At 69.3% G+C, this 26,041-nt stretch carries 18 protein-coding genes and 7 pseudogenes; 14 read left to right on the plus strand and 11 right to left on the minus strand.

Going from position 1 to position 26,041, the window contains the following annotated elements; genetic code table 11:
- Positions 1 to 214: 214 nt before the first annotated feature.
- The 4 genes and pseudogenes from MQE23_RS42660 to MQE23_RS42675 all read right to left on the minus strand — a co-directional run.
- Positions 215 to 622, minus strand: a pseudogene (locus MQE23_RS42660) (MFS transporter); the annotation flags it as partial.
- A gap of 128 nt (positions 623 to 750) precedes the next feature.
- Positions 751 to 1,173, minus strand: a complete 423-nt coding sequence (locus MQE23_RS42665; RefSeq protein WP_243382203.1) for a DUF350 domain-containing protein — start codon at positions 1,171 to 1,173, stop codon at positions 751 to 753.
- Between the two features lie 195 nt (positions 1,174 to 1,368).
- A pseudogene (locus MQE23_RS42670) lies at positions 1,369 to 2,351 on the minus strand (S1 family peptidase).
- A gap of 386 nt (positions 2,352 to 2,737) precedes the next feature.
- The gene (locus MQE23_RS42675; RefSeq protein ID WP_279345205.1) at positions 2,738 to 3,943 is read right to left on the minus strand and encodes an MFS transporter; all 1,206 of its coding nucleotides are present in this window, start codon (positions 3,941 to 3,943) and stop codon (positions 2,738 to 2,740) included.
- Positions 3,944 to 4,092: 149 nt separating this feature from the next.
- On the opposite strand from MQE23_RS42675, the gene MQE23_RS42680 reads away from it, so the two are divergent.
- From MQE23_RS42680 to MQE23_RS42700, 4 genes and pseudogenes are all read left to right on the plus strand, one after another.
- A complete protein-coding gene (locus tag MQE23_RS42680; RefSeq protein WP_243382207.1) occupies positions 4,093 to 5,106 on the plus strand; it encodes a helix-turn-helix domain-containing protein in 1,014 nt (337 codons plus the stop codon).
- Between the two features lie 1,144 nt (positions 5,107 to 6,250).
- A complete protein-coding gene (yidD, locus tag MQE23_RS42690) occupies positions 6,251 to 6,460 on the plus strand; it encodes a membrane protein insertion efficiency factor YidD (protein WP_243382209.1) in 210 nt (69 codons plus the stop codon).
- Positions 6,457 to 7,149, plus strand: coding sequence for a class I SAM-dependent methyltransferase (locus MQE23_RS42695; protein ID WP_243382211.1), 693 nt, complete (start codon positions 6,457 to 6,459; stop codon positions 7,147 to 7,149). The genes yidD and MQE23_RS42695 overlap by 4 nt, the downstream gene beginning before the upstream one ends.
- A 529-nt stretch (positions 7,150 to 7,678) precedes the next feature.
- Positions 7,679 to 8,546 (plus strand): annotated as a pseudogene (locus MQE23_RS42700) (IS5 family transposase).
- A 330-nt stretch (positions 8,547 to 8,876) separates the two neighbouring features.
- On the opposite strand, the gene MQE23_RS42705 reads toward MQE23_RS42700, so the two are convergent.
- The 4 genes and pseudogenes from MQE23_RS42705 to MQE23_RS42720 form a co-directional block, all read right to left on the minus strand.
- Positions 8,877 to 9,551 carry an SGNH/GDSL hydrolase family protein gene (locus tag MQE23_RS42705; protein WP_347710172.1) on the minus strand — a complete coding sequence of 225 codons (675 nt, stop codon included), beginning with the start codon at positions 9,549 to 9,551 and terminating at the stop codon, positions 8,877 to 8,879.
- Positions 9,552 to 9,713 (minus strand): annotated as a pseudogene (locus tag MQE23_RS43570) (acetylxylan esterase); the annotation flags it as partial. It abuts the gene before it with no gap.
- A gap of 12 nt (positions 9,714 to 9,725) precedes the next feature.
- On the minus strand, positions 9,726 to 9,875 hold the full coding sequence (locus MQE23_RS42715; protein WP_243382216.1) for a hypothetical protein: 150 nt from the start codon (positions 9,873 to 9,875) through the stop codon (positions 9,726 to 9,728).
- 774 nt (positions 9,876 to 10,649) lie between these two features.
- Positions 10,650 to 11,477, minus strand: a complete 828-nt coding sequence (locus MQE23_RS42720) for a hypothetical protein (RefSeq protein WP_243382218.1) — start codon at positions 11,475 to 11,477, stop codon at positions 10,650 to 10,652.
- A 1,095-nt stretch (positions 11,478 to 12,572) separates the two neighbouring features.
- Here MQE23_RS42720 and MQE23_RS42725 point away from each other — a divergent pair.
- The 7 genes and pseudogenes from MQE23_RS42725 to MQE23_RS43740 form a co-directional block, all read left to right on the plus strand.
- Positions 12,573 to 13,223, plus strand: a complete 651-nt coding sequence (locus MQE23_RS42725; RefSeq protein WP_243382220.1) for a DUF6338 family protein — start codon at positions 12,573 to 12,575, stop codon at positions 13,221 to 13,223.
- Positions 13,223 to 13,387, plus strand: a complete 165-nt coding sequence (locus tag MQE23_RS42730; RefSeq protein WP_243382222.1) for a hypothetical protein — start codon at positions 13,223 to 13,225, stop codon at positions 13,385 to 13,387. The genes MQE23_RS42725 and MQE23_RS42730 overlap by 1 nt, the downstream gene beginning before the upstream one ends.
- 3 nt (positions 13,388 to 13,390) lie before the next feature.
- Positions 13,391 to 16,909 carry a CHAT domain-containing protein gene (locus MQE23_RS42735; protein WP_243382224.1) on the plus strand — a complete coding sequence of 1,173 codons (3,519 nt, stop codon included), beginning with the start codon at positions 13,391 to 13,393 and terminating at the stop codon, positions 16,907 to 16,909.
- Positions 16,909 to 17,184, plus strand: coding sequence for a hypothetical protein (locus MQE23_RS42740; RefSeq protein ID WP_243382225.1), 276 nt, complete (start codon positions 16,909 to 16,911; stop codon positions 17,182 to 17,184). The genes MQE23_RS42735 and MQE23_RS42740 overlap by 1 nt, the downstream gene beginning before the upstream one ends.
- A 97-nt stretch (positions 17,185 to 17,281) precedes the next feature.
- A complete protein-coding gene (locus MQE23_RS42745; RefSeq protein ID WP_243382227.1) occupies positions 17,282 to 18,019 on the plus strand; it encodes a dienelactone hydrolase family protein in 738 nt (245 codons plus the stop codon).
- Between the two features lie 406 nt (positions 18,020 to 18,425).
- Positions 18,426 to 19,008 (plus strand): annotated as a pseudogene (locus tag MQE23_RS42750) (IS6 family transposase); the annotation flags it as partial.
- 161 nt (positions 19,009 to 19,169) lie between these two features.
- Positions 19,170 to 19,265: pseudogene (locus tag MQE23_RS43740) on the plus strand (IS630 family transposase); the annotation flags it as partial.
- A 123-nt stretch (positions 19,266 to 19,388) separates the two neighbouring features.
- On the opposite strand, the gene MQE23_RS42760 reads toward MQE23_RS43740, so the two are convergent.
- Positions 19,389 to 20,303 (minus strand): hypothetical protein, encoded by a 915-nt coding sequence (locus MQE23_RS42760; protein ID WP_243382231.1) that lies wholly within the window; start codon positions 20,301 to 20,303, stop codon positions 19,389 to 19,391.
- 323 nt (positions 20,304 to 20,626) lie between these two features.
- On the opposite strand from MQE23_RS42760, the pseudogene MQE23_RS42765 reads away from it, so the two are divergent.
- Positions 20,627 to 21,097, plus strand: a pseudogene (locus tag MQE23_RS42765) (HD domain-containing protein); the annotation flags it as partial.
- Between the two features lie 195 nt (positions 21,098 to 21,292).
- A protein-coding gene (locus MQE23_RS42770; protein WP_243382949.1) for an IS5 family transposase occupies positions 21,293 to 22,100 on the plus strand; the annotation gives its coding sequence in 2 pieces (ribosomal slippage) (positions 21,293 to 21,607 and positions 21,609 to 22,100; 807 coding nt in all).
- Positions 22,101 to 22,104: 4 nt separating this feature from the next.
- Here MQE23_RS42770 and MQE23_RS42775 read toward each other — a convergent pair.
- On the minus strand, positions 22,105 to 22,866 hold the full coding sequence (locus tag MQE23_RS42775; RefSeq protein WP_243380430.1) for an SMI1/KNR4 family protein: 762 nt from the start codon (positions 22,864 to 22,866) through the stop codon (positions 22,105 to 22,107).
- 562 nt (positions 22,867 to 23,428) lie between these two features.
- Between MQE23_RS42775 and MQE23_RS42780 the strand changes: the two genes are divergently transcribed.
- Positions 23,429 to 24,358: a 5'-nucleotidase gene (locus tag MQE23_RS42780; protein WP_243382233.1), complete on the plus strand. Its 930-nt coding sequence runs from the start codon at positions 23,429 to 23,431 to the stop codon at positions 24,356 to 24,358.
- 183 nt (positions 24,359 to 24,541) lie between these two features.
- Here the strand turns inward: MQE23_RS42780 and MQE23_RS42785 are convergent, their stop codons facing one another.
- Positions 24,542 to 26,032, minus strand: a complete 1,491-nt coding sequence (locus MQE23_RS42785) for a hypothetical protein (RefSeq protein WP_243382235.1) — start codon at positions 26,030 to 26,032, stop codon at positions 24,542 to 24,544.
- Positions 26,033 to 26,041 lie beyond the last annotated feature (9 nt).

The following is a 26,041-nucleotide window of genomic DNA, read 5'->3' on the forward strand; positions in this document are numbered from 1 at the left end:
GCCACCGGTTCCGCGGTGCGGTCTCCTTGGCCGCCGCAACCAGCAGGTCGTTCGCCTCAGGGCGGCCCATGGTCCCTCGCAGGCCGCTGCCCGGGAGGCCCCGGACCAGCAGACCGCGGCGCTCCCAGCTGTTCTGCAAACCGGCCTCACCACTTGGACCTGGTCCGTAGGCGACAGCGCCGCCCACGACTAGCCCGTCGAGGGCGGCTTCCTGCTACTGGGACAACGGTGCGACGGCCGCAGCCCTGCGCCGGGCGGTCAGGAAGGAGCCTGCCGCGACGACGGCCGCGGCCAGGCCGAGCAGGCCGACGGCGGCGGCCAGAGTGCCGAGGGCGGACTCGGCCGCGATCAGCACCAGCGGGCAGATGAACCGGCCGATGAAGAACGACGCGGTCCACAGGCCGGTGCCACGGCCGCGGTCGGCGAAGTCCAGCCTGGACATGGCGATGGTGAGCAGGGAAGGCAGCAGAAGACCGGTGCCGAGGCAGTTGAATACGGCGCCGGCGATCAGCAGCGGCGCGCTGTTGGCGAGCCACATCACCGCGAACCCGGTCGCGCACAGGGCGAAGACGAGTGGCAGCCGGGGCCCCGGGGTCCCGCGCAGCTTGGTAAAGGTGATCGCGCGTATCAAGCACGGGTGGTCGGGAGGGGCAATACCTGAGCGATGCGTCGGGCTTGCGCTGAAGCCCCCGCTTTCTCGATGGGACAGGGGCCTCTACGGCGTGTGGGCCATCGCTCAGGGACAGCGGTTCAGGCGATGGAGGCCGATATGACAGCGGACACAGCGAGATTGCAGGACGCTGTGACCCACACCGCGGGATGAGGCTCTGCCTCGACCAGCGTCGCACCCAGGCGCCCCGGCGTGATCAGGTCCACCACCAGGAACGCCACAGCCATCATCACGAGCCCCAGCAGCCCGAACGCGGCGGTCGAGACCAGCCCCTTGCCGAAGTCCTCGTACGTCGTCCAGATGGACGTGAACACGATGCCGCCGATACCGAGCAGTGCGGAGCTGAGGACCATGGCGGCGTTGCGATTGCGCTGCTCCCAGATCTGTCGGCCGAGCTTTCCAGGCGTCAGCACGTCGACCAGGACGATGCCGAGGACCAACAGGACCAGCCCCAGGCCGCCGTACGCAGTGGCCCGACCGAGTCCGTTGACGATGTCGCTCATGGGGTTGCCGACTCCGAAGGGTAGAGATCGTGAGTGATCGCGGTCAAAGAGAGGCAAAATCTAGCGCATGTGTTCTGCCTGCTGATCGGCGCCCCACACAGCGGAAAGGTGGCTTCGTCCATGGGGGAGGTGAAGTTCGAGCGGACTCCGTCGACAGTCCCGTGACGGAGTCCGCTCGGCCGTGCTGATGAGGGATCAGGCCGTGTGCAGTGTCAGCCCGTACCGGTTGAGGATCTCGTTGACGGGCTGGTGCCAGGTCTGGCCGCCGCCGCTGCAGTTGCCCCAGCCGCCGGAGGTGACGCCTTGGGCCTGATCGCCGCTGATGAAGGAGCCTCCTGAGTCGCCGGGTTCGGCGCAGACGCTCGTTTTCGTCATCGGGTCCACCAGCCGCTGCCCACGTTCACCCAGGCGTAGTCGTTACCCGGGAACGATGACCCCTGGAAATTGCCGATGTAGGACCGGTCCCAGCCGTACACGGCCGCACTCGGCGAGCCGCAGTGCCCGGCGGTGACGAAGCCGCCGTGCACGGAGAAGCCGATGGAGCAGCGGACGTTGCCGGTGTAGTAGGGGTCACCGCCCACGGTGCCGGCGGCAAAGGTACGCGGTGCGGTGGGGGTCTGGCGCACCGTCACGGGGCCCGCTTCGCGGGCTCGGGCGAGAAAGGCCCGGACATCGTTGTCGTCCCGGTGAGCGGCGACGATGTTCACGACGACCTTGTTGGCTTTGGGATCCACGTGCCAACTGGCGACTTTGGCGGGCGCGGACAGCGAGTCGATGCTCTTCTTCGCCGCGTCGAGCTGCCGTGCGTCGTAGCGCACGAGGCGTACGGCCGCTCCGGTCGCGCGTACGGCGTCGGCACGCGCGGCACGGGTGACGGCGACGGTGAGTCGGCCACTGCCGGCGTCGAACCAGGAGCCGCCGTAGGCCGAACCGGCCGCGCTGCGCGCCTTGCGTTCGACGGCCGTAGCGGTCTTCTCCGCGGCCAGGCGTGCCACGGCCTCGTTCCGCGTCAGCGCCAGGTCGCGCTGCATCGCGGACAGGAGCTCGGGGGAGGCCGGTGCTTCGGCGGAGCGCGCGGGAGCATCCGCGGCGGAGGCAGGCAGGACGCTCGCGGTCGCCCAGGTGCCGAGCAGGAGGAGTGCGGACAGTGCGGTGCGCAGTGTTGTGGTGCGTCTCAAGGGAATGACCCTTCGTTGTTCCAGCAGGGTGAGGGTGGAACAGCAGTGCTTGAGAGCGCTCTCGTGATGTGCGCGGCAGAGCCCAGCCCGTGCTGACGTAAAGGTCTATGCCAATTCCGGTAGCAGTTGCGGGCGTTGCCCCCCATCGCAGCGGTGTTCGATGTCCTCCTCCGCCTTACAGCCGCACGCATCAGACCCCGCTCGCCGGCGCTGACGAGATGGGGCACGCTCCAAGGAGCGGACGGTGACGTGCCGGGAGTGGGCGTGCGACAGCGCACCCGCCGGACATCGCTGCGTTCGCCGTTCCCGGGGTCGCCCCCACGCGCCGGTGGCGAGCCAGATGCTCGGGTCGCCGCCGCCGCTGGGTCGGCTCGTGCCACTACCCCCTAACCACCGAACGGGAAGCGGCCTTTGCAGGCTGTTTCGCCGGATCGGGGCTGTTGTGAGGCCTGGTAGGTCGTCCAGACGAGGGTCAGCACCGCCAGCACAGCGGCCAGCAACAGCAACTTTGACGGCGGCACCGCGTGTTCGATCAGGGCGAGCAGATACGGTGCCCCGAAGCCCAGGTAGGCGAAGGCCTGGAAGATCGCGGTCAGCCGGCCCAGGTTCTCGGTGCCCGCCAGGCGCTGGACCTCCATCAGCCCGCACACCAGGCAGCAGCCGTAGCCCGCGCCGAGCACCAGCGCGGCGACAGCGACGATCCACCAGTGCGCGTCCGCCGCGGCCACCGCGCCGAGCACCAGCCCGCCCACCACGATGCCCAGGGCGGTCGCGATCAGATACGGCTTGTCCGGATGGCTGACCCGGCGCGCCAGCGGCTGGACAGCGATGCCCGTGACCATGGTCAGCATGGTCACGACCGCGCTGAACATCAGTGCGTTGTCACCGAGCCGGTCCAGCACCAGGCCGGGCAGATAGGCCAGTGCGATCGCGGACGCGGCGAACACCCAGGGCGCCAGCGGCGCGACGACCGTCCAGAACCGGCGGCTGCTCTCCTCCGGCAACCGCAGGCGGGACCAGAGCGGGGCGTCCCCGTTGGCCGTGTGGGTCTCCGGGGTGCGCAGTACGAACGGCACGGCCGCCAGGGTGAGCACCACGTGCGGCACGTAGGAGATGACGACCGGATCCGGTGCCGCCTGCGCCAGCAGACCCGCGATCAGCGGGCCCACCGCGAAGCCCGTGGTCATGCCGATCGTCGCGCGGCGGGCGCCGGTGTGCTCGTCCCGGCCGGAGCCGCTGACGGTGAGTTCCTTGATCCACGCGGTGCCCGAGCTGAACGCCGCTCCGCTGGCGGCACCGGCGACCAGCCGACCGACGAACAGCCACCCGATCCCGGACTCGGCCAGCATGAGCAACCCGCTGGCGAGCGCGGAGATGACCAGCGCGGGCACCAGCACCCGACGGCGGCCGTACCGGTCGGAGAACGGGCCTCCGAGCAGCAGCCCGGGGATCAGTCCCACCGCGTACAGGGCGTAGGTCGCCTCCACCGTCGTCGTGGGGACGCCCAGCTCCGAGCGGTACATCAGCAACAGCGGCGCGAACTGGTTCGCCCCCAGCCGACGGCAGCAACCCCCAGAGCGATCGCCAGCCAGGCCCGGCCGCCCGCATCGGAGAACCGGGCCTCTCCCCGGGGAGCTTCATGGGACGTAGGCGATATCGGATAGCTCATGAATACGACACTGACGGCGGCCCCACGACGTCCTCAAGCGGCCGAAACGACATTCACCGTACAATTTGTGCCATGACGCTTGTCGCCCTGGCCGTCACGGACGGGATGCCGCTGTTCGAGCTCTCCATCCCCTGCGCGATCTTCGGTCCCGGTAACCCCGAGGCCGCCGGGGCCGGTTACGAGCTGGTCGTCTGCGGGGCCCCCGGGGCCAATGTCGGAGGCTGGCTGCGCTCGGAGACCCGGCACACGCTGGACGACCTGGTGGAGGCCGACACAGTGATCGTCCCCGCCTGCGACGAGGCCATGGAGCGGGCGCCCGCCGACCTGGTGAAGGCGGTGCGCGCGGCACACGAGCGGGGCGCGCGGGTCGCCTCCATCTGCACCGGAGCGTTCGTGCTGGCCGCCGCCGGGCTGCTCGACGGACGCCGCGCGACCACCCACTGGATGCACACCCGGCGACTGGCCGACGACTATCCGCGGGTCGACGTGGACCCCGGAGTGCTCTACATCGACGAGGGAGACGTCCTCACCTCGGCGGGGCAGGCGGCAGGGATCGACCTCTGCCTGCACATGGTCCGCAGCGATCTCGGCGCGACCATGGCCAACACGCTGGCCCGGCGGCTCGTGGTCGCCCCGCACCGCGCCGGCGGACAGGCACAGTTCATCGCCAGCCCGCTGCCGGACGGCCACGGCTCGGGTACCGGAGGTGACCCGTACGGTCTGCCGGCCCTGCTGGACCAGACGAGGCAACACCTCCACGAGCCGGTCACGGTCGCCGAACTCGCCCGCCGGGCAAACATGAGCCTGCGCCACTTCAGCCGCCGCTTCATCGCGGTCACCGGGACCAGCCCCCTGCAGTGGCTCCTCACCCAGCGCATCCGCCGCGCGCAGGAACTGCTGGAGACGACCGACAACAGCATCGAGCAGATCGCCGAACAGGTCGGCATGGGCACGGCCAGCACCCTGCGCCGGAACTTCCACCGCATCGTCGGCGTCTCTCCGAGCGCCTACCGGCGCACGTTCTCCGAATCCCGTGGCACGGCCGGAAGCGAGGGAAACCCTGACCGCGCGCCCACGCTGGATTAGCCTCGCCCTGCCACTACGACGAACTGGCGTACGTGAAATGGGCTTCGGGGACCGTGTCGGAACAGCGGTAGGTGCCGTCGGACTTACGGCTGAACGAGACCACCGCCGTGCGCTGGACCGGGGCGTAGTTGAACTGGCCGACGAGGTCGTCCCGCCCCGGACGACCCCAGGGCCGTCACCGCGGCATGGGAAGCGTGGGGGACCGAGGTGGCCTTCGCTGAACGGTTCGTCACCGAGGCCCCGGACCTGGAAGTGGAGCCCGCACCAGTGCCGGACTTCCAGCAAGCAACGTTGCGCGACAGAACACTTGGCGGTGTCACCTGAGACGGTGCGCAGGTTGGTAGAGCAGCAGTTTCCTGAGTGGCGGATCCTGCCGGTCAGGAGCATCGTGGCGCAGGGTACGGTCAACGTCATCTTCCGCAGTGGCGATCGGTTCGCAACCCGATTCCCTCTTGAGTCCGCAGACGTCGAGTCGACCCGGCGCCGGCTGGAGTCCGAAGATGAAGCCACCGCACCAGATGTCGGGACGCGCCCAGCACACAGGCCCGGGAGCGACTGGTCTAGCACGGAGCCCGAGTGCCCGCAGCCATCCTTGCCCTGCTGTCGGCTGGCTCATCCTGCTTACGGGCGGACACGCGGCAACTGGCCAATCTCCTGCGCGCTATGCCTGGCAACAGCTGGAGACCCAAGCCCGTCTGGTCCCAGCGCATGAGGCGTACGACGGCTTTGACCGACGCCACACAGCCCTCGGCGGCCTGATTGAACTTCGTGCTGCCATTGCGCACGCTGAGTGTCGGCTGATCACTGCGGCTCCACACAGCCGGACGGGAACAGTTGCGCCCGGAACTGGCCGCGGACGTACAGGTGCCCGCACGACCGGTGAACACGCATATGATCCGGCTGACCGGGAGGAAGAGTCGTGTCGAAGTCACCGCGGGCTGACAGGTCCGGACATCAGAGGAAGCGCAGCGATGACCAAGAGGGCTGCTGCCTCGGAGCACTCGACACCTACATCGGGTGCAGCCGATGCTGTCCTGCCGCGTGGCTGACGGTCCTGTTTCTCGCTGTCTTCCGGCCCACTGCGATCGCCGGATCAGGCGAAGACCGTGCAGCCCCGCGGCCGGCGGGCCGCGTAGCCTCCGCGATGTACACGGCGGTTCGCCACTACCGCGTCGCGATCAGTCCTACGCGGCGAGCGTGCTGCGCGTACACCCCGACGTGCTCCACATATGCCGTACAAGCTTTGCACGAACACGGGGCACTTCATGGGGGGCGGCTGATCCTGGCCCGGTTGCTGCGCTGCCGTCCACGGGCAGCCCGACGACGCGGCTTCCATGACCCGGTACCGAAATGAATCCCCGTACCGCAGACCTCTGGCACCACTACGGCCGCACCCGCGCCGACACCGACCGCGAGGTGCCCGCCGCGTTCTACTGGAACTGGGGCCAGGACGCCGGGCCCGGACCGGAAATCCTGGGCGACCTGACGGACAAGTGCGTGGGCGACCTCGGCGCCGGAGCGGCCCGGCACGCCGCGTACTTGGTGACTCGTCACCACCCCGCCCAGGTCATCGCGGTGGACGCCTCACCCGCCCAGCACGCCATGGCGACCGACCTGTACGGGCACCTCGCCCCACGCCTGCGCCTCGTGCACTCCGACGTCGTCAACCACCTGCACGCCAGGGCCGCCACGTACGACGTGCTCTACAGCGTCTTCGGGGCCGTCGACTTCACCGACCCGGGCAAGCTGCTGCCCGCGGCGGCCGCCGCGCTGCGGCCCGGCGGGCGACTGGCGTTCTCCACCCTCGCCCACTACCTGTCCGGGACGAGGGCCCAGCCCGATGTGGTGCCCGCCGGCATCCCGGCGAAGACGCCGGATGGCGAGCCAGCCACGATGCGCCGCTGGGTACTCCAGGAGCACGTGTGGACGACGGCGCTCGATGCGGCCGGATTCACTCGGATCGATGTCGGTGTGCTGCCCGCCACCGGTGAGGGCCCTCGCACGGCCGACGCACTGTTGGTGAGCGCCCACCTTCCGAGGTGACGCGAATTTCCGCACGAGATCTATGCACGACTGCTGGATCAATGCCTCGGAGCCCTGGTCGGGCCACAGAAGGGAACGAAGTCGCCCGCCCTTGCTTGGCATAGGGGACCCTGCCAGAGTGGCGAGGAAGGAAGGTCATGGCCCTGCTCGGTGGGGCTGACCCGGCTGCGAAGGTACGGCAATCGGAAAGCGGCAGCGAACCGTGGGAATGGCCACGGCTTGTGGCATGGCCTGGCAGACTCCGCGCTCATGGAGTCGGAAGTGATAGCCGCGCTCATTGGCGCACCGGCGGTTCTCGTCACAAGCGGCGGCGGCGTGGGCTGCCGGCCGTACGCAGAGCCGAGGCGCATACCACGGGCCTGTCGACGCCGTTCGCCGCACTGCTCAGCGTACGGGGGCCCGCCCGGTTGACCCGACCGGCGACCCGCGATTTGGCGTCTGTTGTGGGCGGCTCCGGTCAGGCATGCGGCACCGACTGCAGGGGCCGACGGCCGCTCACACTCTCGCATCGTGCCGTGATGATCTCGGTGTGGGGCGAGGGGATCTTTCTGATGACCAGTGGGCAGTGTTGTGCCCGTTGCTGCCGGTCGCGGTGTTGGGCAGGCCGTCGGTGCGCCAGCGGAAGCTGATCAACGGGATCCGCCGGCGGGTTCGGACCGGGGCCCCGTGGCGGGATCTGCCGGCGGAGTACGGTCCGTGGCAGACGGCCTACGGGCTCCTCCGCCGCTGGCAACGCGCTGGGGTCTGGTCGTCGGTACTGACCAGACTGCAAGCGCGGGCGGACGCAGTCGGGCTGATCACCTGGGAGGTGAACGTCGACTCCACGATCTACCGGGCACACCAGCATGCGGCCGGTGCCCGGCGGGACGACCAAGCACAGAATGAACCGCCGGGCGGCCACCAGCGAACCTGACGATCACGGCTTGGGCAGGTCCCGCGGCGGCTGGACCACGAAGATTCACCTGGCCTGTGAGCAAGGGCAGCGGCCGTTGTCGCCGCTGGTCACAGCAGGGTAGCGGGGTGACAGCCCGCAGTGCACGGCCGTGCTGGAAGCCATTTGGGTTCCTCGTCTCGGACTGGGGAGGCCCCGGGTCCGTCCGCTGTTGGTGCGAGGCGACAAAGCGTATTCATCGCGCGCGAACCGTGCCTGTCTGCGGCAGCGCGGGATCCGCTGCACGATCCCGGAACCTGCCGATCAGGCAGGCCACCGCGACCCCCGGGGAGCGGCCGGTGGGCGTCCACCGGCCTTCGACCGCGAGGACTACAAGGCCCGGCACGCGGTCGAGTGCGGCATCAACCGGCTCAAGCGGAACCGGGCCGTGGCCACGCGGTTCGACAAGCTCGCGGTCCGCTTCAAAGCGACCGTCCTCATCGCAGCGATCAACGAGTGGCTGTGACCTGTCGGACGTCTGGTCCCGCATCTCATTCCGGCCGCGATCAGGTCAGCGGATCGAGGGGAGACAGCGGCGATGGGCGCCGCGTAAGGCGACGTCCAGTTCGGCTACGAGATCAGCTCCTCGCCCGGCGGCCAGACCCGACAGTGGGGCCGGGGCCGGGGACCGCTGCCGCGGTGAGCCTGTCCCACAGCGGACCCCCGTAGCTTTCGCCCGTGCTGCTGCTCTCGAGCCAGGTGATCAAGTCGCCCAGCGGCAGGGCACGCAGGGGGGTTCCGGAGGCGACAGCGGGAGGTAGCAGTCCCTGGCCCGGTTCACGGGTGACCATGTTCCTTACCATCCCGTCGGCAGGCTCCTGAGGAACGGGGCAAGCCGGTCGGCGATCACCCGGTCGTCGTGAGCCGAGGTGTGCCCGTCAGATCCGAGGAAGTCCAGGCCCGACTGATCGAGGAACCAGTAGTGGACCCCGCTGTCGCCGGCGTCGTTACGCGCCTCGACCACCTGCCGCACATGCTCGGCGTTTCTGTCGAAGCCGACGGCCACGAGGGTGGTGCCGGCACCGTAGCGAGTCCGCAGTTTCCGGAGGAACTCGCCGTAGGCGGTGCGGTAGGCGGCCGCGAGGCTGTCGGGCGTCCACGGTTCACCGGGGGTGAGGTCGGAGAAGTCGTTGGAGCCGAGGTTGACCACCACGATCTGGGGGCGCCACGTCCCCGGCTGCCAGACGTCGCCGTCCACGTTCAGCAGGGCGCGGTCGTAGTAGGTCCGGTAGGTGACGTCCGGGCAGATGCCGGCGACGTTGCGCACCATGCCGAGGCCGGAGAAGCCGTTGATCTGGTAATCGGCGTCCAGCTGCTGGGCGGTGAGGGCGCCGTGGCTCACGTCAGTGTTGGTGTTCCGCTTGAGCTGCTCCGGATTGCAGTCGCGGGTGCCCGAGACATTGCCGTAGCCCACCGTGATGGAGTCCCCGATGAACTCGATCTGGCGGTCCCGGGGCGCCGGCTTGCTCAGTACGGCGCCCCCGGGCGCGGCGACGAAGCCTCCGAACGTGCTGGTGTCTCCCGGCGTGTCGTTGCGTTTGACGACCCGGACCGTGTGCTCGCCGTCCCGCAGGCCGTTGATCCAGTGCGTGGTGTCGCCGGGTGTGACCAGGGTGGCGACGGTGGCCCCGTCGACCTGGACGTCCTAGTCGGCGGCCGCGCAGTCGAGTACCACCCCGAGGCCCGTCCCGCGGAAGCGGCCCTCGAAGTACACCCCGGGCCAGCTGAACTGCACCGCCTCTCCCAGGTCCCTTACCCGCCCTGCGGTGTACACCTGCTCCGAGACGCTCTTCACGGGGACCAGTTGTCTCAGCTCATACCACGAGCCCGCGTCCACCGCGGCAGGCGCCGCCGGGCGCCTCCCGCGCCCCGGCTTCGGGTTCCCCCCTCTGAAAGTCATCTGCGTGCCATCTCTCCGTCCCTGTGACGCATCGGTGGGTCACGGCTGAACGTCCGACATTCCACCCCTGAATGTCAACCAATTTGAAGGGAAGAAATAGATCAACAGGCACCCGATTTGCGCGACTTGTGGGGCGGACCTTGGCCAGCGCGCGCCAGTTCTTCAGGTGCGCGAAGCCCGTGCTCGAGCAGGGCCTGGACGGCGGCCAGGGCCCAGGTGTATTGACCCGCAGCGTCGTGACGCCCGGCACGCCGAGAGCACGCTAGTCGACCGTGCCGCCGGCGCGGCGCTGTTCGGCAGCATCATGATCGGTGCCCGGCTGGAGAACCTCCGGAACTGGCTTGAGCGGACCGGTAACCGGGAGCGGTGGGGCCTGCCCGCAATCCCGGACGGCCCGGTCAACGCCCGCATGTCCAGTCGGCGGGCGGCCGCGGCGGCCTTGCCCGCCGCGAGCACGCCCTCCGCGACCGCACACGGTCCGAAGGTCTCCACACATGGGCGCCAGCTACGCGACGGCGAGCTGGAGGAGTTCCGCAACGCCCTGCGCACGGGCGTAGGGCTGGAAGCGGGGGAGCAGGTCCTCGACGAGGCGGACGCAGCGGGGGGCTCCGGTGCGCCGGGCCAGGAGCAGGGACTGGGTAGCTGCGGCTGCGGCGGGCTCGGGTTCCTTCAGGTCGAGGTAGCTCGCGGCCCGGTAGGCGAGGAACACCCCTCGTGTCTTGCCCCGGCTCTCGGGCAGCAGTCGTTCGCCTTCGTTGATGAGGTGGTGGGCGCGGCCGGTGTCGCCGAGGTCGAGGAGGGCTTGTCCGGAGTCCACCGCGAGATCGGCTTCGGACACCCAGGCGCACCAGGCGGGCCGGTCGGTGCCGGCGTCGTTGAGGTGTTCTCCGCTGCGGTGAGGGCGCGCCGCACGGCGCGTCCTTCGTTTCGGTCGCCTCGTGCGGCGAGAGTGCGGGCGAGGCGTAGCTGGAGCAGGCAGCGGGCGGCGGGGTTCTGGGCCCGGGCCAGGGCGTAGTTGAGGATGTTCTCGGCTGTGGTGTGGTCGCTGCGCCAGGCGGCCTGGTAGGCGAGGTCGCTCAGGAGTCCGGCGCCCATGTCGTGGTCACCGGCGGCGTGGGCGTTGTGCAGACCGGCGATCCAGTGCTGGCTCGCGTGGCTGTGACGGCCCAGGTCGAAGCGGTGCCAGGCGGTGGTCTGGCACAGGGATGCTGCAAGGGTGTGCAGCCGAAGCCCGAGGGCGGGTGTGTAGCGGCCGTGTTCGAGTAGTTCGGTCACCGTGGACAGGTGGGCGTCCAGCAAGGTCAGGGTGTGCTGGGGCTGCGCGGCGGCGTGAGCAGGGAGTTGCTGGGCGGTGCTCTCCAGGAACGCGACGAACTCTTCGCCGACCGGTTGTCCGTCGTGGCTCTGGGCAATTGCGGCGAGCGGGCCGGTGGCCCAGTCCGAGGCCAGCTCGGACAGGGCGGCGCCGGTGATCGTAAAGAAGGTTCGGCGGTCCATCGCGGTTCGCAGGGCCTCCCGTAGTGCGGGCACGGAGCTGTGGGGCCCGAGCGGGACCACGCCAGGTGGTGAGCTGCAGTCACACGCCGACCCGTGGCTGAGGCCCTGGCGGCCGTGGAACCGCCGACGTGCAACCGTGCCTGCTTCGACGTCCTGGATCAGGTCTACCAGGTGCTGCGCGTTCCGGGTTGGCCTTGACATAGGCGTCGCGGTTCATGGCCGTGATGGCGTTCCGCGCGGGAACGAGTATCGGCAGAGCAAACCAGGTCCTCCACAGCGTCACACTCGTGGCCTGCGATGGCAGCCGCGAGGCCGTCAGCGCTCGCCGGGCAGGTGCGGAGAAGGGCTAGGCCGTGCGTACCCCGCCGAACAGTGTTGCGAGCAACTCGCCGTCGGCTTCCGGCTGATGCCCGCCACAGGCCAGAGAGGATTTGCAGGCTATCTGTCCGTTGTCCGTTCCACGGACCGGCCCTGAAACAGGCTCCAGACAGTCTGCTGCCCACAAGGCAGTGCGGCGACGACTGCTAAGCGATCAGCGAGTTGTAGAGCTCGGTCATTTCGGTCTCGAACGGGGGCGCGTCGAGTTCCTGGGCGGCCGGGATCACCCGTTGGGCATGATGTTCTCCAGCAGGCGGCGCAGCTGCTCGGGGAAGTCGGCGTCTGGGTCGGCCGGGAGGTCGAAGCGCAGATGGAGGATGTGACGGCCCACGATGATCACCCAGCGCTTCCCTGACTCCGGTGACCGAGCCGGCGCAGGTCCGCCGAGCGGGTACCGGCGGGCAACATAGTGGAGATCCAACGGGTTCCCCGGTTTGCCCTGACTCCGCCAACAGCGCTGTTCAGGCTGGTCAAGGGGTCTCATGGAAGTTCCACTCGATGGTGTGAGGTTCTGACGATTGCTGGCAGATTTCGCGCTCCGTCGCGCACCTCGACCACACGCCGGGGAACTGCGACCCGGCCCAGCCTCCGCGCCATGTGCCAGGGCTGCCACCTGCACTACGACCAGGACCACCGCGCCCGCACCTGTAGGTTCGCATGTCGCGTGTCCCGCAGTAGCCTGATCGGGCGGAGTCCGTGAGACATGGGGGGTGGTGAGTGCAAGCGCCTGCGACCGGTGTGCAGCTCGCTCTGCTCGTCCTTCTGGTGCTGCCCGGGGTCACCTATCAGTTCGTCCGGGAACGCCGCCGTGGGCCGGTGCCCGGTGAGCGTGATCTGGGTGAGCGGGTGTTGCGGGCGATCGTCGCCTCGATCGCGCTGGACGCCCTGTACGCAGTGGTGGCGGGGCCGGCGCTGGTTCGCCTGGCTCGAGGCGCCGGCGGCGGCTGGGACGGCTTCGTGGAACGGCCGCGAGTGGTCGGCTTCGTCGCCGTAGTGCTGTTCCTCGTCGTGCCGGCCGTGGCGGCGGTCACCGTTTCCCTGGTGGATCGGCAGCGGCGCAAGGCTCGGTTCCTGCGCACGCCCAGCGCCTGGGACCACGCGTTCCGCGACCGCGAACCGTGCTTCGTGCGCGTGCGGCTCAAGGACGGCAACTGGGCGGGCGGCTGGTACGGCAACCGGTCGTACGCCTCCTCGTACCCCCACCCGGCCGAGCTGTACCTCGAATCGGCGCGCGTGATGGGTGCCGACGGGGCGTTCGGCGCGCGCGTGCACGGGACGGCGGGCCTGCGGTTGCGGGCGGAAGACTTCGATGTGCTGGAGTTCGTCGAAGCCGGAGAACCGGCGGCCGTGCCGGGGGAGGAGCGATAATGGCGCACGAACCCGAGCTCTCGCACGAACCCGAGCTCACGCCCGAAGAGGCGGCGCTGCTGCAGGAGGGCACGGAACGCGGCTACACCCCGAAACGCACGGTCGCCGAGCCGGACGAGGCGCCCGGCGGCCCGGCCGGCACCTCGAACGGCAACGAGGACTGACGCGTGGGCGGCGGGCCCGCGAACGGTCTGGCCGAGCGGTTCTGGGAGGCGTTCCGGGTGGCCCGGCACAGCGCGGACCCCGCGTCGGTCGAGAAGGCGATCGAACTCGGCCATGCCCTGCTGGCCGCCGAGGACGTGGCCGAGCGCCGCTCGGTCCTGTCCAATCTCGGGGGCCTGCTGCAGACCCGCTACCACCAGACCGGAGACTTCGAGTTCCTGCAGGAAGCCGTCCGGGCAGTGACGGAGGCTTACCTCCTGGCGTACGGAAGCCCGGAGGACTCGGCCAGCTACGCCAACAACACCGGCATGCTGCTGCACACCGCGTTCCAGCAGAACCAGGACCGCGGAACCCTGGCCGACGCGCTGGACTGGAGCAGGACGGCCGTCGACGAGGAGCCATCCACGAAGAAGGCGTTCTACCTGGGTAACCTCGTTGTCGCGCTGCGGACGGCGTTCACCGTGACGGAAGACCTCGCCCCCCTGGCGGAGGCCGCCGAGCACGCGCGGGCCGCCGTCGCATGCTCCCCCGATGACGTGTCCACCGCCAGGAGTCTGCACTTCCTCGCCGTCGTCCTGCGCGACTGGTCCCAAGAGACCGGGGAGACCGGTGTCGTGGAGGAAGCCGTCGACGCCGCGCGGCGAGCGGTGGAGCTCACGCCGGCCGGGTCGTCCGACGTGCTCGACCGGATGAAGATACTCGCGTACCTTCTCGACGACCGCTACCGGGCTCGCGGAGCGCGGGATGATCTGGCCGAACTGCTTCGCGTCCGGCAGACGTTGGTGGCCCACACCCCGGTCACCGATCCGCGGCACTCGCAGAACCTCGTCGAGCTGACGACCACGGAACGCGACTGGACCGCGCTCACCGGCGAGGGCCCGAAATCGGACCGTGGCTGGGAACGCGCCGACACCGAAGCCGAAGTGTGCGGCCGGTACGCCGCCGAGTTCGAGCAGACCCGGGACTCGGCCCTGCTCGAGCGGGCGATCGAGCTCGGACGTTCGGCGGCGGCCGCCACTCCCGCCGGGCACCCCCGCCGCGGCGTGCGGCTGGACCACTTCGCCACGGCGCTGGCCACCCGGGGTGAAGCGTTCGGGGACCGCGCCGCGCTCGCGGAGGCCGTCATCATCGAGCGGGAGGCGGTCGCGTGCACGTCGGCGGGCCATCCGCTGCGCGTCCAGTTCATGGGCAACCTCGCCGTCAACCTGAACGCGTTGTTCCACGCGACCGGAGACCTGGCCCACGTCATGGACGCGATCGACGTCGCTCGCCGTGCCGCCGAGGCCACCGCAGGGCAGGGCGACCACCCGCGTTCGCTCGGGATCCTCGCCGTCGTGCTGCACAAACGGTTCGAGGTGACCGGCGAACTGCAGGTGCTGTCGGAGGCGGTCGACCACGCGAGGGAGTCCGTCCGCCTCGGCGCGAGCCTGGTCGCCGGGCAGGCCCAGCGGCTCTCCAACCTTGGCGCCATGCTGTCCGACTTGTTCACCAGGACGGGCGAGGCGAGCGTGCTCGACGAGGCGATCGACGCGCACCGCGCGGCCGCGGATGTGACGGCGGACGACGACCCGGGCCGGGCAGTGCGGCTGGCCAATCTCGGCGGTGTCCTGGGGCTGGCGTACGAGAAGTTCGGCGACCGGAACGCATTGCGGGACGCGATCGCCGCGCGTCGCGCGTCCGTGGCCGCGACTGCGCAGGACAGCCCGCACTGGCCCGGGTACACCGCGAGTCTGGCCGCCGCGCTCGGCGACTGGTGCACGAACCCCGTCGCACCCGCCGCCGCGCGACGGGAGCCGCCGGATCCGCAGGTCCTCGCCGAGGCGGTCGGCCTGGCCCGGAGTGCGGCGCGAAGGCCCGAGCAGGACGCCTATTCCCGGGCGGGTTTACTGACCCGCGTCGCCAACGTCCTGGCGCTCGGCTTCCGGCACCTCGGCGACGGCGATGCGCTGACCGAGGCACTCGGCTGCTACCGGGAGGCCGCGGCGTCTGCCGGATCGCCGGCGGAGAGCCGGGCGGAAGCGGCGGACCGGTGGGGCGATCTGGCCGCCGAGGCCGGGCAGTTCGACGTGGCCGCCGAGGGGTACGCCGCTGCGGTCCGGCTGCTGCCCCGGCTCGCCGGGCGCCGCCTGGGCCGCGAGGACGCCCAGTACTGGCTCGGCCGGTTCGCCGGGGTCGCCGCCGACGCGGCCGCGTGCGCGCTGGCCGCCGGCGACGAGGTGAGCGCGGTGACCCTGCTCGAATCCGGGCGCTGCGTGCTCGCCGCCCAGGCACTCGACAGCCGCGGCGATCTTTCCGACCTGCGCGAGCGGGCACCCGAGCTGGCCGAACGCTTCCGGACGCTCACCGCGGAGTTCGAAACCGACACCACGAGCGACCGCGTGGCCCTCGCCGACGAGCTCGACGCGGTGACCGACCGGATCCGCGCGCTGCCCGGGATGGAACGGTTCCTACGGCCCCCGCTGCTCACCGACCTCACCGCGCAGGCACACGAGGGCCCGATCGTGTACGTCAATGTCAGCCGGCACCGGTGTGACGCGCTGATCATCACTCCGGACGGGGTCCGGTCACGCGCGCTGGACCGGCTGAGCGAAGAGACCGTGAGCCACCGCGTACGCGCTCTGCACACCGCGTTCACGAAGGGGCGGCTGGCCGCCGAGCAGGCGATCCATGACACGCTCGAGTGGCTGTGGGACACCATCGTGGGCCCTGTGCTCGGCGAACTGGGGCTGACGGCGGAACCGGCGGCGGATGGTCCGTGGCCAAGGATCTGGTGGGCCCCGGTCGGGCCGCTCAGCCTGCTCCCCCTGCACGCGGCGGGCCACCACCGCGACGGCGGACCTGTGCTCCTCGACCGCGTCGTCTCCTCGACGACGCCGACGATCCGCGCCCTGGGGCACGCCCGCGCGGGCCGCCGCGACGACCGGAACGAGCCGCGGCTGCTGGTGGTCGCGATGCCGCACACTCCGGATGCCCCGGACCTGCCCGGCGCACAGGCCGAAGCCGACCACCTGGCCGCGCTCATACCCGGCGCCACGGTCCTGGTCGGCGCGGACGCGACTCGTGACGCCGTTCTCGACGCCTTGCCGGCCAGTGGCTGGGCGCACTTCGCCTGTCACGGGTACAGCGACCCGGACAACCCTTCGGACAGCCACCTCGCGCTGCACGACCACGACCGCGCGCCGCTTCGGGTGCTGGACCTTTCCCGGCTGCGTCTGCGGAACGCGGAGTTCGCGTTCCTGTCGGCCTGCGACACGGCCCGCACCACTGCGCGCCTGTCCGACGAGGCGATCCACCCGTTGGCGGCTTTTCAGATAGCCGGTTTCTCCCAGGTGGTCGGCACGCTCTGGCGCGTCGACGACGTGGTGGCGCCAGCCTTCAGCCAGCAGCTCTACGGCGAGTTGATCGCGGACCGAGCCGGTGCGTTGTGCGCGTCGGCGGCGGTCCATCGCACGGTCAGGCAGCTCAGGGCGAAGTATCCGAACCTGCCGTCGGTGTGGGCCGCACACGTCCACGCGGGCGCCTGATGACGCGCAAAGGGCGGGATAAGGCCACCGACTCCCGGGCCGCTGACTTCATCGCCGTCCGGCCGGAGATCCACGCCCGCCACGGTTTCGGGGCGGACGAGAAGGACCGGCCGTACCCGGTGCAGGTGGAGCTGGACGCCGTGGACCCGGGTGAGCTGCGCGGCCTGTACCAGCGGGCGATCGACCGGTATTGGGACGCCGCCGCTTTCCGGGCGGCGCTGGCGTCGGAGAAGCAGCACCGGGCGGTTCTGCGGCGCCTCGCCGCGGACCTTTGAACCAGCGGTGCTGTTACTTAACAGGGACACCCGTGCTGTTCTGCCAGCGGCAGAACACCGGCCGGGCCGGGCTCGAAGATCACTACAGTCCAGGCTCATGACGGCGATTACGACGCGTACGGTCGAGTACCCGGCCGACGGTTTGACGATGATCGGGCACCTCGCGCTCCCGGCCGGTGTCGACCGCCGGCCTGCGGTGCTGCTCGGACCAGAGGGCATGGGGCTCAGCGACGTCGAGCGCCGCCGGGCCGATGCTCTCGCCGAGCTGGGATATGTAGCGCTGGCCTTCGACCTTCATGGCGGGCGCTATTTGGGTGACCCCGAGGAGATGCTGGCCCGTTGTATGCCACTGCTCGCTGATCCCGACCGGATGCGGGGGATCGGCCATGCGGCGCTCGACGTGTTGCGCACCGAGCCCCGGACCGACCCCGACCGGATCGCCGCCGTCGGCTACGGAACCGGGGGCGCCGTCGGGCTGGAACTCGGGCGCGGCGGCGTCAACCTGCGCGCGATCGGGACAGTCAACGCAACTACCACGGGCCGACCGGGCGAGGCGGCGCGCATTCGCTGCCCGGTGTGGGCCGGGGTCGGGTCGGAAGACCCGATCATGCCGCCCGGGCAACGGAACGCGTTTACCGCTGAGATGCAGGCCGCGGGCGTCGACTGGCGCCTCACGGTCTACGGCGGAGCCTTGCACGCCTTCCATCACCCGCCGGTAGACCACCCCGTGGTACCCGGCGTCGGCTACCACCGACAGCACGCGCAGCGAGCCTGGCGCGACGTCGTCGACCTGCTCGCCGAGTGCCTGCCCGTGACGGAGGACCTGGAAGCATGACTCAGGCAAACATGCTGGTGCCAGGCCTGGTCGGCGTCGCGCACTGACAGTCTCCTCCCCTCAAGCCCTCACAGCAGACCCGCATTCGGACAGTTGTGCGGTCGCGGAGACGTATTCCCAACTACCGCAGTAAATAGGGGATTTACTGCGACGGAGCCCTAGCCGTGATCGTCGCGACCTGCGGCGGACCGTTCCGGCTTCCGGGGCGAGATGTACCCATTTACTGCGGCGTCACTGTGCTGACCACGCGTAAAGCCGCATCCGGATCTACTCATTGCCCCCTTGCCGCGTATCTCGGCTGAATCCCGACTCGGCGGCCTGTTCCAGCACGGCTTGTGCGGGCACTGTCACGTTGGCTGGCCAGTGGGATGATCTTCGGGTTGATCAACCTGAGAAGGGTCGTCCCGTGGGGAGCACGTCGCTGTCGTACAAGGGGCACCGGAAGCCGGTCGAGGTCATCTCCCACTGTGTGTGGCTGTACTTCCGTTTCCCGTTGTCGTTCCGCGAGGTCGAGGAGCTGATGCTCGAGCGCGGTGTCGTCGACTCGTACGAGACGGTGCGCCGCTGGTGCGGCAAGTTCGGGCAGGCCCACGCCAACGCGCTGCGCCGCCGGCAGCCCCCCAGTTGGGGGGCAAGTGGCACCTGGACGAGATCTTCATCAAGATCAACGGGCGATTGCAGTACCTGTGGAGGGCCGTCGACCAGGACGGGAACGTCCTCGACATCGCGCGGTGCCGCGGGTGGTCGTCACCGACAAGCTCCGCTCCTGCGGAGCGGCCCACCGCGAGGTCATGCCCTCCGTCGAGCACCGCTCCCACAAGGGCCTGAACAAGCGGGCGGAGAACAGTCATCAGCCAACCAGGCAGCGCGAACGGGCGATGAAGGGCTTCCGCGGCATCGGCGCAGCCCAGCGGTTCCTGTCCGCGTTCAGCGGCATCTCACCCCACTTCCGACCCCACCGCCATCTGATGCCCGCACACGACCACCGAGCCGAGATGACCGTCCGCTTCGCAATCTGGGAGCAGATCACCGGCGCCGCCGGCCTCTCCACCACGGCCTTGGCACAACCCGGAACCGGGCTCCACCACGCCACGACGCACCATCAGCCACCTACCCCCGCAACAACGTGACAGCAGCGCCCCGGCGGGCAATGATGCTGCTGGCCTCGGCCGGCGGTAACCGGGTCCCCGTGATCGCAAAGCTCGTGCAAGCCGATGAGGACACCGTCCGCGACGTCATCCATCGGTCGCCTGCACACGTGCAAGCGCTGGCGCAACGCCAACGCCCGCCACCGCGACCTCCTGGCCGCCGAGAGCAAGGAACGCGCCTGCATCCGCGCCGCTGACGACAGCATTGGATGTCGTTCGGATCATCCAGAGAGCGCCAAGAGGATCAGTTGCAGGGGCATCATGAGGAACGCGAGTGACAACAGCAGTCCGCCGGCCAGCGTCACGCCCGCTGTGCGCCACACCAGGGTTGAGGCTGCCAGCGAGCAGATAGCCCTGTCGGGCTGCTGACGGTCGTAGACGACTTCGATGCGTCTCGGGTCGCCGCCGATGCGCCTGGCCGCGTAGTCGGGCTCGATCTCGTGAGTCTCGCCTTCCAGGTCGGTGTACCGGAAGAACGTCCGCTTGCCCTCTCTCCGGTCGAATGCCGCGACGACCGTGACACCCCGCCTGCGCACGGTCCACCGCTTCCACGCCCACCGGAGCGAGGGCACCACGATCAGCAGACCGAAAAGGGCGGGCGCCGCCCCGAGAAGCCACCACGCCGCCTGCTGCGGTTCACCGGCCGACGCCAGCAGGGCGAGCCCGCCGACGTATACGAGAAGGAGAACGATTCCCGCGGCGCGTTCACGGCGTGTCAGCCCCAGGCCCTTCTTCCCGCCGGAGGTGCTGACCGGCCGCTCCTCGACCAGGGCTGCCCCGCCCTGCGGCGGACCGCTCCTGGACCGTGCTTGGTTGACCGCCTCGACGAGCCGGCCCGCCGAGGCGGCGTCGCGGCCTTTCAGGGTGAACACAGGCCCCGGAGTGCCGTTCACCCCCCACAGCGCGATCTCGACCGAGCGCCTCCCCCGGCCCACGGCCCGCGCCTGCTCCACGGCCTCGACCGGTATCCGCCGTAGCAGCCCCTTCTGCTCCAACACCACGGCCCGGCCTTCCAGCCACATGGTGTCGCCATACCCACGCAGCGAGATCGACGGCAGTGGCGACGGCGGTGACGGCTCGTACCGACGGGACATCAGAACCTCATTCGTCGAAGTCGGAGGGGGCGGCACGAGCACTCAAAGCATCCTATGCATCCCGCCGGTTCGGCGTTGCCGTTGACGGGCCTGGATCGGGCACGGGCCCTGCAGCATCCGGGCAAACGCTGTGAGTGCAGCACGAGTTCCGGTCCATCTGCCCGTGATCAAAAGGCGCCCGGTGACATCAAGTCTCCGGGTGCCTTTTGAGGAGCGGACCCACCGCCTACGAAAGGAACTTGTAGCCGCTCCAGCCGCTCGCGATCTGCGCCCGCGGACCGAACGAGCCTTTTCCGTCCCCGCTGTTGCGCCACACGTTGCCGCTGGTGTCGCGGGAGACCAGGTCCGGCCTACCGTCGTCCGTGATGTCGCCGACCCCGACGAGGGTTGTCGGTTGTCCGAAGGGGGCGGGGTTGGTGGGGGAGTGGGGGGTGCCGGATGAGTCGGTGTGGGGGAAGTCGAGGGGGTTGGATCCGGGGGTGGCGCCGTATCCGCTGATCCGGCATCTGTTGGATGCTGCGGCGATGGCGCTGCACTTGTGGGATGCCTACTTGTCGGGGAATCAGCGTGTGTGGATCGCTGAGGGGATGGGGCTGGCAGGGGAGGTGGACCGTGCCAGGGCGGTCGTCGGGCTGTGTGCCGGTCTGCACGATGTCGGCAAGGTGTCAGGTTTCCAGTTCTGTTCTAGGCGCGGTGGCCAGTTCCTCAGTGGGGAGCTGGGCGGTGACCGGGTGAGGATGTCCGCGGAGCGGGTCGGGCATGACGTGGCCGGCGTGCAGAGTGTGAAAGAGGTGCTGGCGGGTCTGGGTTTTGCCGGTGACGCGGAGTTGTGGGTCGCGGAGCGGCTGGCCGAGGTTGTCGGTGGTCATCACGGTCGTTTTCACCGTCTTGAGGACGGTGTCGCTGCGGCGTTTTTGGGTGGTGTTGCGGCTCTCTTGGAGCTGAGCAGTCCTTTAGAGCTCGTAACAGGATCTTGGTGGGATGTCCTGGTCGGGCGTGCCCGATGTGCCGATTTAGCCGTTGGCGATGCCGTGAGTACTCGGCCGTGGATCGTGGACGACGACTTGTGGGCCCTGATCGAGCCGCTGCTGCCACCCTGGGCTGAGAGGTCACCGGGGCCACGGCCGGTGGAGGACCGGCTCTGCCTGCAGGGCATCCTGTACGTCCTCTACAACGACATAGCCTGGCAACTCCTCCCGCCGGAACTGGGGTTCGGCTCCGGGCAGACCTGCTGGCGACGCCTGGAGCGTTGGCAGCGGGCAGGGGTCTTCGACCAGTTGCACCGGATCCTGTTGGTCGAACTGAACGCGGCCGGCCGCCTCGACTGGTCGAGGGCCTGCGTGGACGGCTCCCATGTCCGCGCGAAAAAGGGGCTCCGACACCGGTCCGTCGCCGGTCGACCGGCGGAAGACGGGCAGCAAGCACCACTTGATCTGCGACGGGCGCGGCACTCCGCTCAAGGTCGTCACGACTGCGGCGAACGTCAACGACGTCACCCAGACCCTCGCCCTGGTCGACGGCATCCCACCGGTCGCGGGCCGCCCCGGCCGTCCTCGCAGACGCCCCGAGGCTCTGCTCGGTGACAAGGGCTACGACTCCAACGTGAATCGGGAAGCGCTGCGCAAGCGCCGGATCCTGCCGGTCATCTCCCGCAAAGGTGCCCCGAACATCCAGGGCATGGGCAAGCTCCGCTACGTCGTCGAGCAGACCTTGGCCCTGCTCCACCACTTCAAAAGGCTCGCTGTCCGATGGGAACGCCGCACCGAACTCCACGACGCATTCGTATCCCTGGCCTGCAGCCTCATCTGCTGGCGACGTCTCAACAGGCCCGCGTCATGAGAGTTCAGAAGGGCAGCGGTTCGGCGTGCAGTGGCTCGGTGTATCCCAGGGCCCAGCGCCCGGGGACGGTCTTGCAGATCGTCTCCAGGTCGGCCCGGGTCCGGCCCCGGACGTGCAGCCAGCTGTGCACGCCCAAGCCATCTTGGCGTAGCAGCTGCCCCGGAGCGGAGTACCAGCGCACTGGAAAGTCCTCCGGACCCGTCCACATCGGGTAGTCGGGCAGGGCGACCCGCTGGAAGCGTTCGGGCACCGCACCAAGCAGGTCCGTCGGCAGCTCGCACGCGTTGTACAGCCGACCTCCACCGCCGAACAGTGCCTCGCTCAGTACGAGCTCGACGCAGGCCAGAGAGACCCGGTCCAAGAACGGCACCCATCCGTGCCGCGCCTGGACGAATACCGGCGGATCGTCCTGATCAAGGTCGCGCAGGCGCACCCCCCAAAAGGCACAGCCCTGATTCTCGCTGCGGAAGACGAGGACACCGCCGCACTCGTCATGCACGAACATCTCGGCGGGCGGCAGCAATGGATCCTGGTTGCCTATCAGGTCAAATCGCGCGCACAGGAGCGTGTGGACCTCGCGCAGCGCGGCCGGCAGGGAGTGGCCGAGTGTCGCCTCGGCCCGCGCCAATTCCGCTGCTGGCGTGCCGTCGCCCTCGGTCAGCGGCTCGCCCCAAGCAGCGGCGAAGACGCGAATGAAAGCCCACGCCCGCTCCCGGTCGGAGATTCCGCCGTCCAGAGCCTCGGCCGCATCGAACGCGCCAGTCATGCCGCGAACCGTACCGGATGCAAACGCCGCATCACCCAGAGACGATCAGGCCGCCAGTGCGAGCAACCCTGCCAGGCTGGTCCGAAGCTCCGGTGGGTCCCCCGAGTAGGGCATGAATCCAGCGAACGCCATGTCCCGAGCACAGTCACCAAGATCGTGTTACGAGTTCTTAGGTGCTGACCAGGGTGTTGCTCGGTTTTAGAGAGCGGAGTTCGATAGAAGTTACTGATTGGTAGTTTTCTGGTGCTGTGCTGAGTGTGTGTCTGAGAGTTGGCTTGACCTGCCGCTTTGCGGGGCGTCTCCGTGGCCTGCTCAACAGGAGCGTTGACTGCTCAGGGCTGAGGAGTCGCCGGTGGTGGCGGTCGAGGGGGCGCCGGTCGACCTCGTCGTGGAAGCAGGCCTCTGACGCGTACTTGCCGCGCCAGAAGAGGTGGCAGAGGTGGGTTCGGCGGCCACAGTGGTAACAACAGGTCGCCGGGCTGCCCATGCGATGCGCGGCGGTCAGTAGCGCACCTGAATGCCATAATTGAGACGCATGTTTGAATTGGGATAGGAGGGACCCGTGCCGTCCTACGAGCTTGCCAACCGTCTGGTCATCGGGATCGCCTCCAGCGCCCTCTTCGACCTCGCAGAGGCGGACACTGTCTTCCGTGAACAGGGAGAAGAGTCCTACCGGGCTTACCAGGAAGAGCACCTGGACGACACCCTGAGCACGGGGGTCGCCTTCCCCTTCATCCGCCGCTTGCTGTCCCTGAACGATCTGAGCTCACCCGACGACCCCCTGGTAGAGGTCATCGTCCTGTCGCGCAACGACCCCGACACTGGCCTGCGGGTCATGCGGTCCATCGAGGCGCACGGCCTGGCGATCAGCCGGGCCATCTTCATGCAGGGGCGCTCGCCCTACCGTTTCATGCCGGCCCTGAACATGTCTTTGTTCCTGTCCGCGAATGAAACCGATGTCCGCGAGGCGGTTGCCCTGGGGTTGCCAGCAGGCCGCGTGCTTGGCCCCGCCGCAGCCGATGACGCCGACGACCAGGATCTGCGGATCGCCTTCGACTTTGACGGAGTCCTCGCCGACGACTCCTCGGAGCAGGTCTTCCAAGCCGATGGCATCGAAGGCTTCCGTTCCCACGAGATCATGAACGCTGCCACGCCGCACGACCCGGGCCCGCTGCGGGACTTCCTCGCCAACGTCAACCGGCTCCAGCGGCGCGAAGAAGAGCAACGGACCGCAGACCCGGACTACAAAATCCGCGTTCATGTCTCACTCGTCACCGCCCGCAACGCACCTGCCCACGAACGTGCGGTGCGCAGCCTGAAGGGATGGGGCGTGACCGTCAACGACGCCTTCTTCCTCGGCGGCATAGACAAGAGCACGATCATGCAAGTGCTCAGGCCCCATATCTTTTTCGACGATCAGGTCAGCCACTTGGCCGGAACCTCCCGAAGCACCCCCAGCGTGCACGTTCCCTTCGGCAAGATGAACGAATGAAACCCGGAGGGAGGGACCTCTCCCACGACGCTTCGGCCACCGCTACGGGCTGCAGGACACAGTGAAGGATCCCTTGGCCAGGGTCTTGGTATAGGCGCATGCGCCAGCGAGGAGGTGCTGCTGCCCGCTGGCGCATGCGGCTGCCGACAGCCCAGGCTGGGCGATCACGCAGGTCTGGCCCGCTCATCCCGGGCTCTGGTCGGACGGGGCATCGGCTTCCAACGAGGTATCCAGAACGCAGACATGGGCGGTGATGCCTTGCCCGGCCAGATCGGCTGCATGCTGACGGAGTTCTTGCCGGAGCCGGTCCAGGCTACGGCGGGCTGACTGCGCGCGTCGGCTGTCGCCGGTGTCCCAGGCGCTGCCGCCGAAGTAGACAGCCACATACACACCCGTCGTCCCGTGGGGGCCCTGCAGGTAGCGCAGGCCGAGCTGGTCCCGGATGGCAGTGACGACCTGTCTGTGCCAACTGCACTTCACCTCGCCAGGCACGGACAGCGCCTGGGTACCGGTGGTGTGGGCGACGGCCAGCAGGTCGGGGATGTCACCATCGGTTTCCGCCAGGCGCGGGTTGATTTCGACCTCCCGCAAGACGGCCGCCCGGTCCCGCAGCCGTCGCTCCAGCTCACAGGCCAGCCAGGTCGACACCTCGCGCTCTTCGGCGGGCACATAGCTGACCCAGTCGTTGTCCCGGCGCTGGCGATGCCAGAGCTGGGCGCGCAGCGCCCGGTCGGTACGCAGGTCGTCAGCGATGCCCCTCAGCGCTTCGGCGACCACGGCAGCGAACTGCTCCCGGGACCCGATGAGCCGGCGGGACGGTGAGGTGAGAACCTCTCGTACTTCCGCGACGGTGGGTGGCCGCCACGCCTGGGCTCGCAGGGTGGCTCGCATCTGCACCGCGTCCGCCTGCAGCCACACGCTGCCGGTCTGCGCGGCGAGGCCGGCCAGGATTGCGGCGTTGTCCAGGGAGGGCTGCGAGATGAGCGGGCCCGCGATGGTGGAGGCGAATTCGTCGACGGGGCTGCTGCGCACGATGCGTCCGGGGGCGGTCAGCTGTCGAGGAAGTGCCCGGTGCGCCCACAGGTACAGCTGTCCGCGCTGCGACGGGGTCAGAGCGGACCAGGCGTTGTTCGCGTTCCTGTGGGCCTGGTCGATGATGTCCCGCGCGAGCAGGACGTCGTCCTCGAATATCTTGATCAGGGCGTCGAACACGGGCGCAGCCATCGGGCACGCCGCCAGGCAGGCACCTGACGTCACCGCGGTCTCCCGGTCAGCGGAAGTATCCGTGCCGCTGTCCGCGCAGACGGCAACGCTGCGTTGCAGCAGACCGAGGGCCGTCTCGGCCGCCTCTGCGGGCAGCGCTGCGGCGGCGATGTCGAGAAGCGCGGCCAAGGCGTGGGCCGGGGGGTGCCCTTCGTAGAGGCAGTCCAAGGCCTGCGCACTGAGCTGCGGTAGTCGCATATGCCGTTGGTGGAAGGCGACGCCGGTGACGTCCGAGGTCATCGTCTGTGTGAGGAACGCGAGTGTGGCGCCCTCGTTGTGTGCGGCGGCCCGCTGGAGTGCCGAAGACAGCAGCGCGTAGCCGCCCGGCACCTTCCACAGACCGGGCAGCCACTGCAGCCAGTGCGCGGCTGGCACACGATCGAGCAGGGTGGAGTCGCAGGCCTCGACCACCCGGCAGGC

It is taken from the genome of Streptomyces sp. HP-A2021, from assembly GCF_022807935.1.
In the GTDB taxonomy this organism is placed as follows: Bacteria; Actinomycetota; Actinomycetes; order Streptomycetales; family Streptomycetaceae; genus Streptomyces; species Streptomyces afghaniensis.

Bases quoted from the DNA above. Each gene is read 5' to 3' on its own strand.
- MQE23_RS42665 (WP_243382203.1), bottom strand. From the start codon at position 1,173: ATGAGCGACATCGTCAACGGACTCGGTCGGGCCACTGCGTACGGCGGC.
- MQE23_RS42680 (WP_243382207.1), top strand. From the start codon at position 4,093: ATGACGCTTGTCGCCCTGGCCGTCACGGACGGGATGCCGCTGTTCGAG.
- yidD (WP_243382209.1), top strand. From the start codon at position 6,251: ATGTACACGGCGGTTCGCCACTACCGCGTCGCGATCAGTCCTACGCGG.
- MQE23_RS42695 (WP_243382211.1), top strand. From the start codon at position 6,457: ATGAATCCCCGTACCGCAGACCTCTGGCACCACTACGGCCGCACCCGC.
- MQE23_RS42720 (WP_243382218.1), bottom strand. From the start codon at position 11,477: ATGGACCGCCGAACCTTCTTTACGATCACCGGCGCCGCCCTGTCCGAG.
- MQE23_RS42730 (WP_243382222.1), top strand. From the start codon at position 13,223: ATGGCGCACGAACCCGAGCTCTCGCACGAACCCGAGCTCACGCCCGAA.
- MQE23_RS42740 (WP_243382225.1), top strand. From the start codon at position 16,909: ATGACGCGCAAAGGGCGGGATAAGGCCACCGACTCCCGGGCCGCTGAC.
- MQE23_RS42745 (WP_243382227.1), top strand. From the start codon at position 17,282: ATGACGGCGATTACGACGCGTACGGTCGAGTACCCGGCCGACGGTTTG.
- MQE23_RS42775 (WP_243380430.1), bottom strand. From the start codon at position 22,866: ATGACTGGCGCGTTCGATGCGGCCGAGGCTCTGGACGGCGGAATCTCC.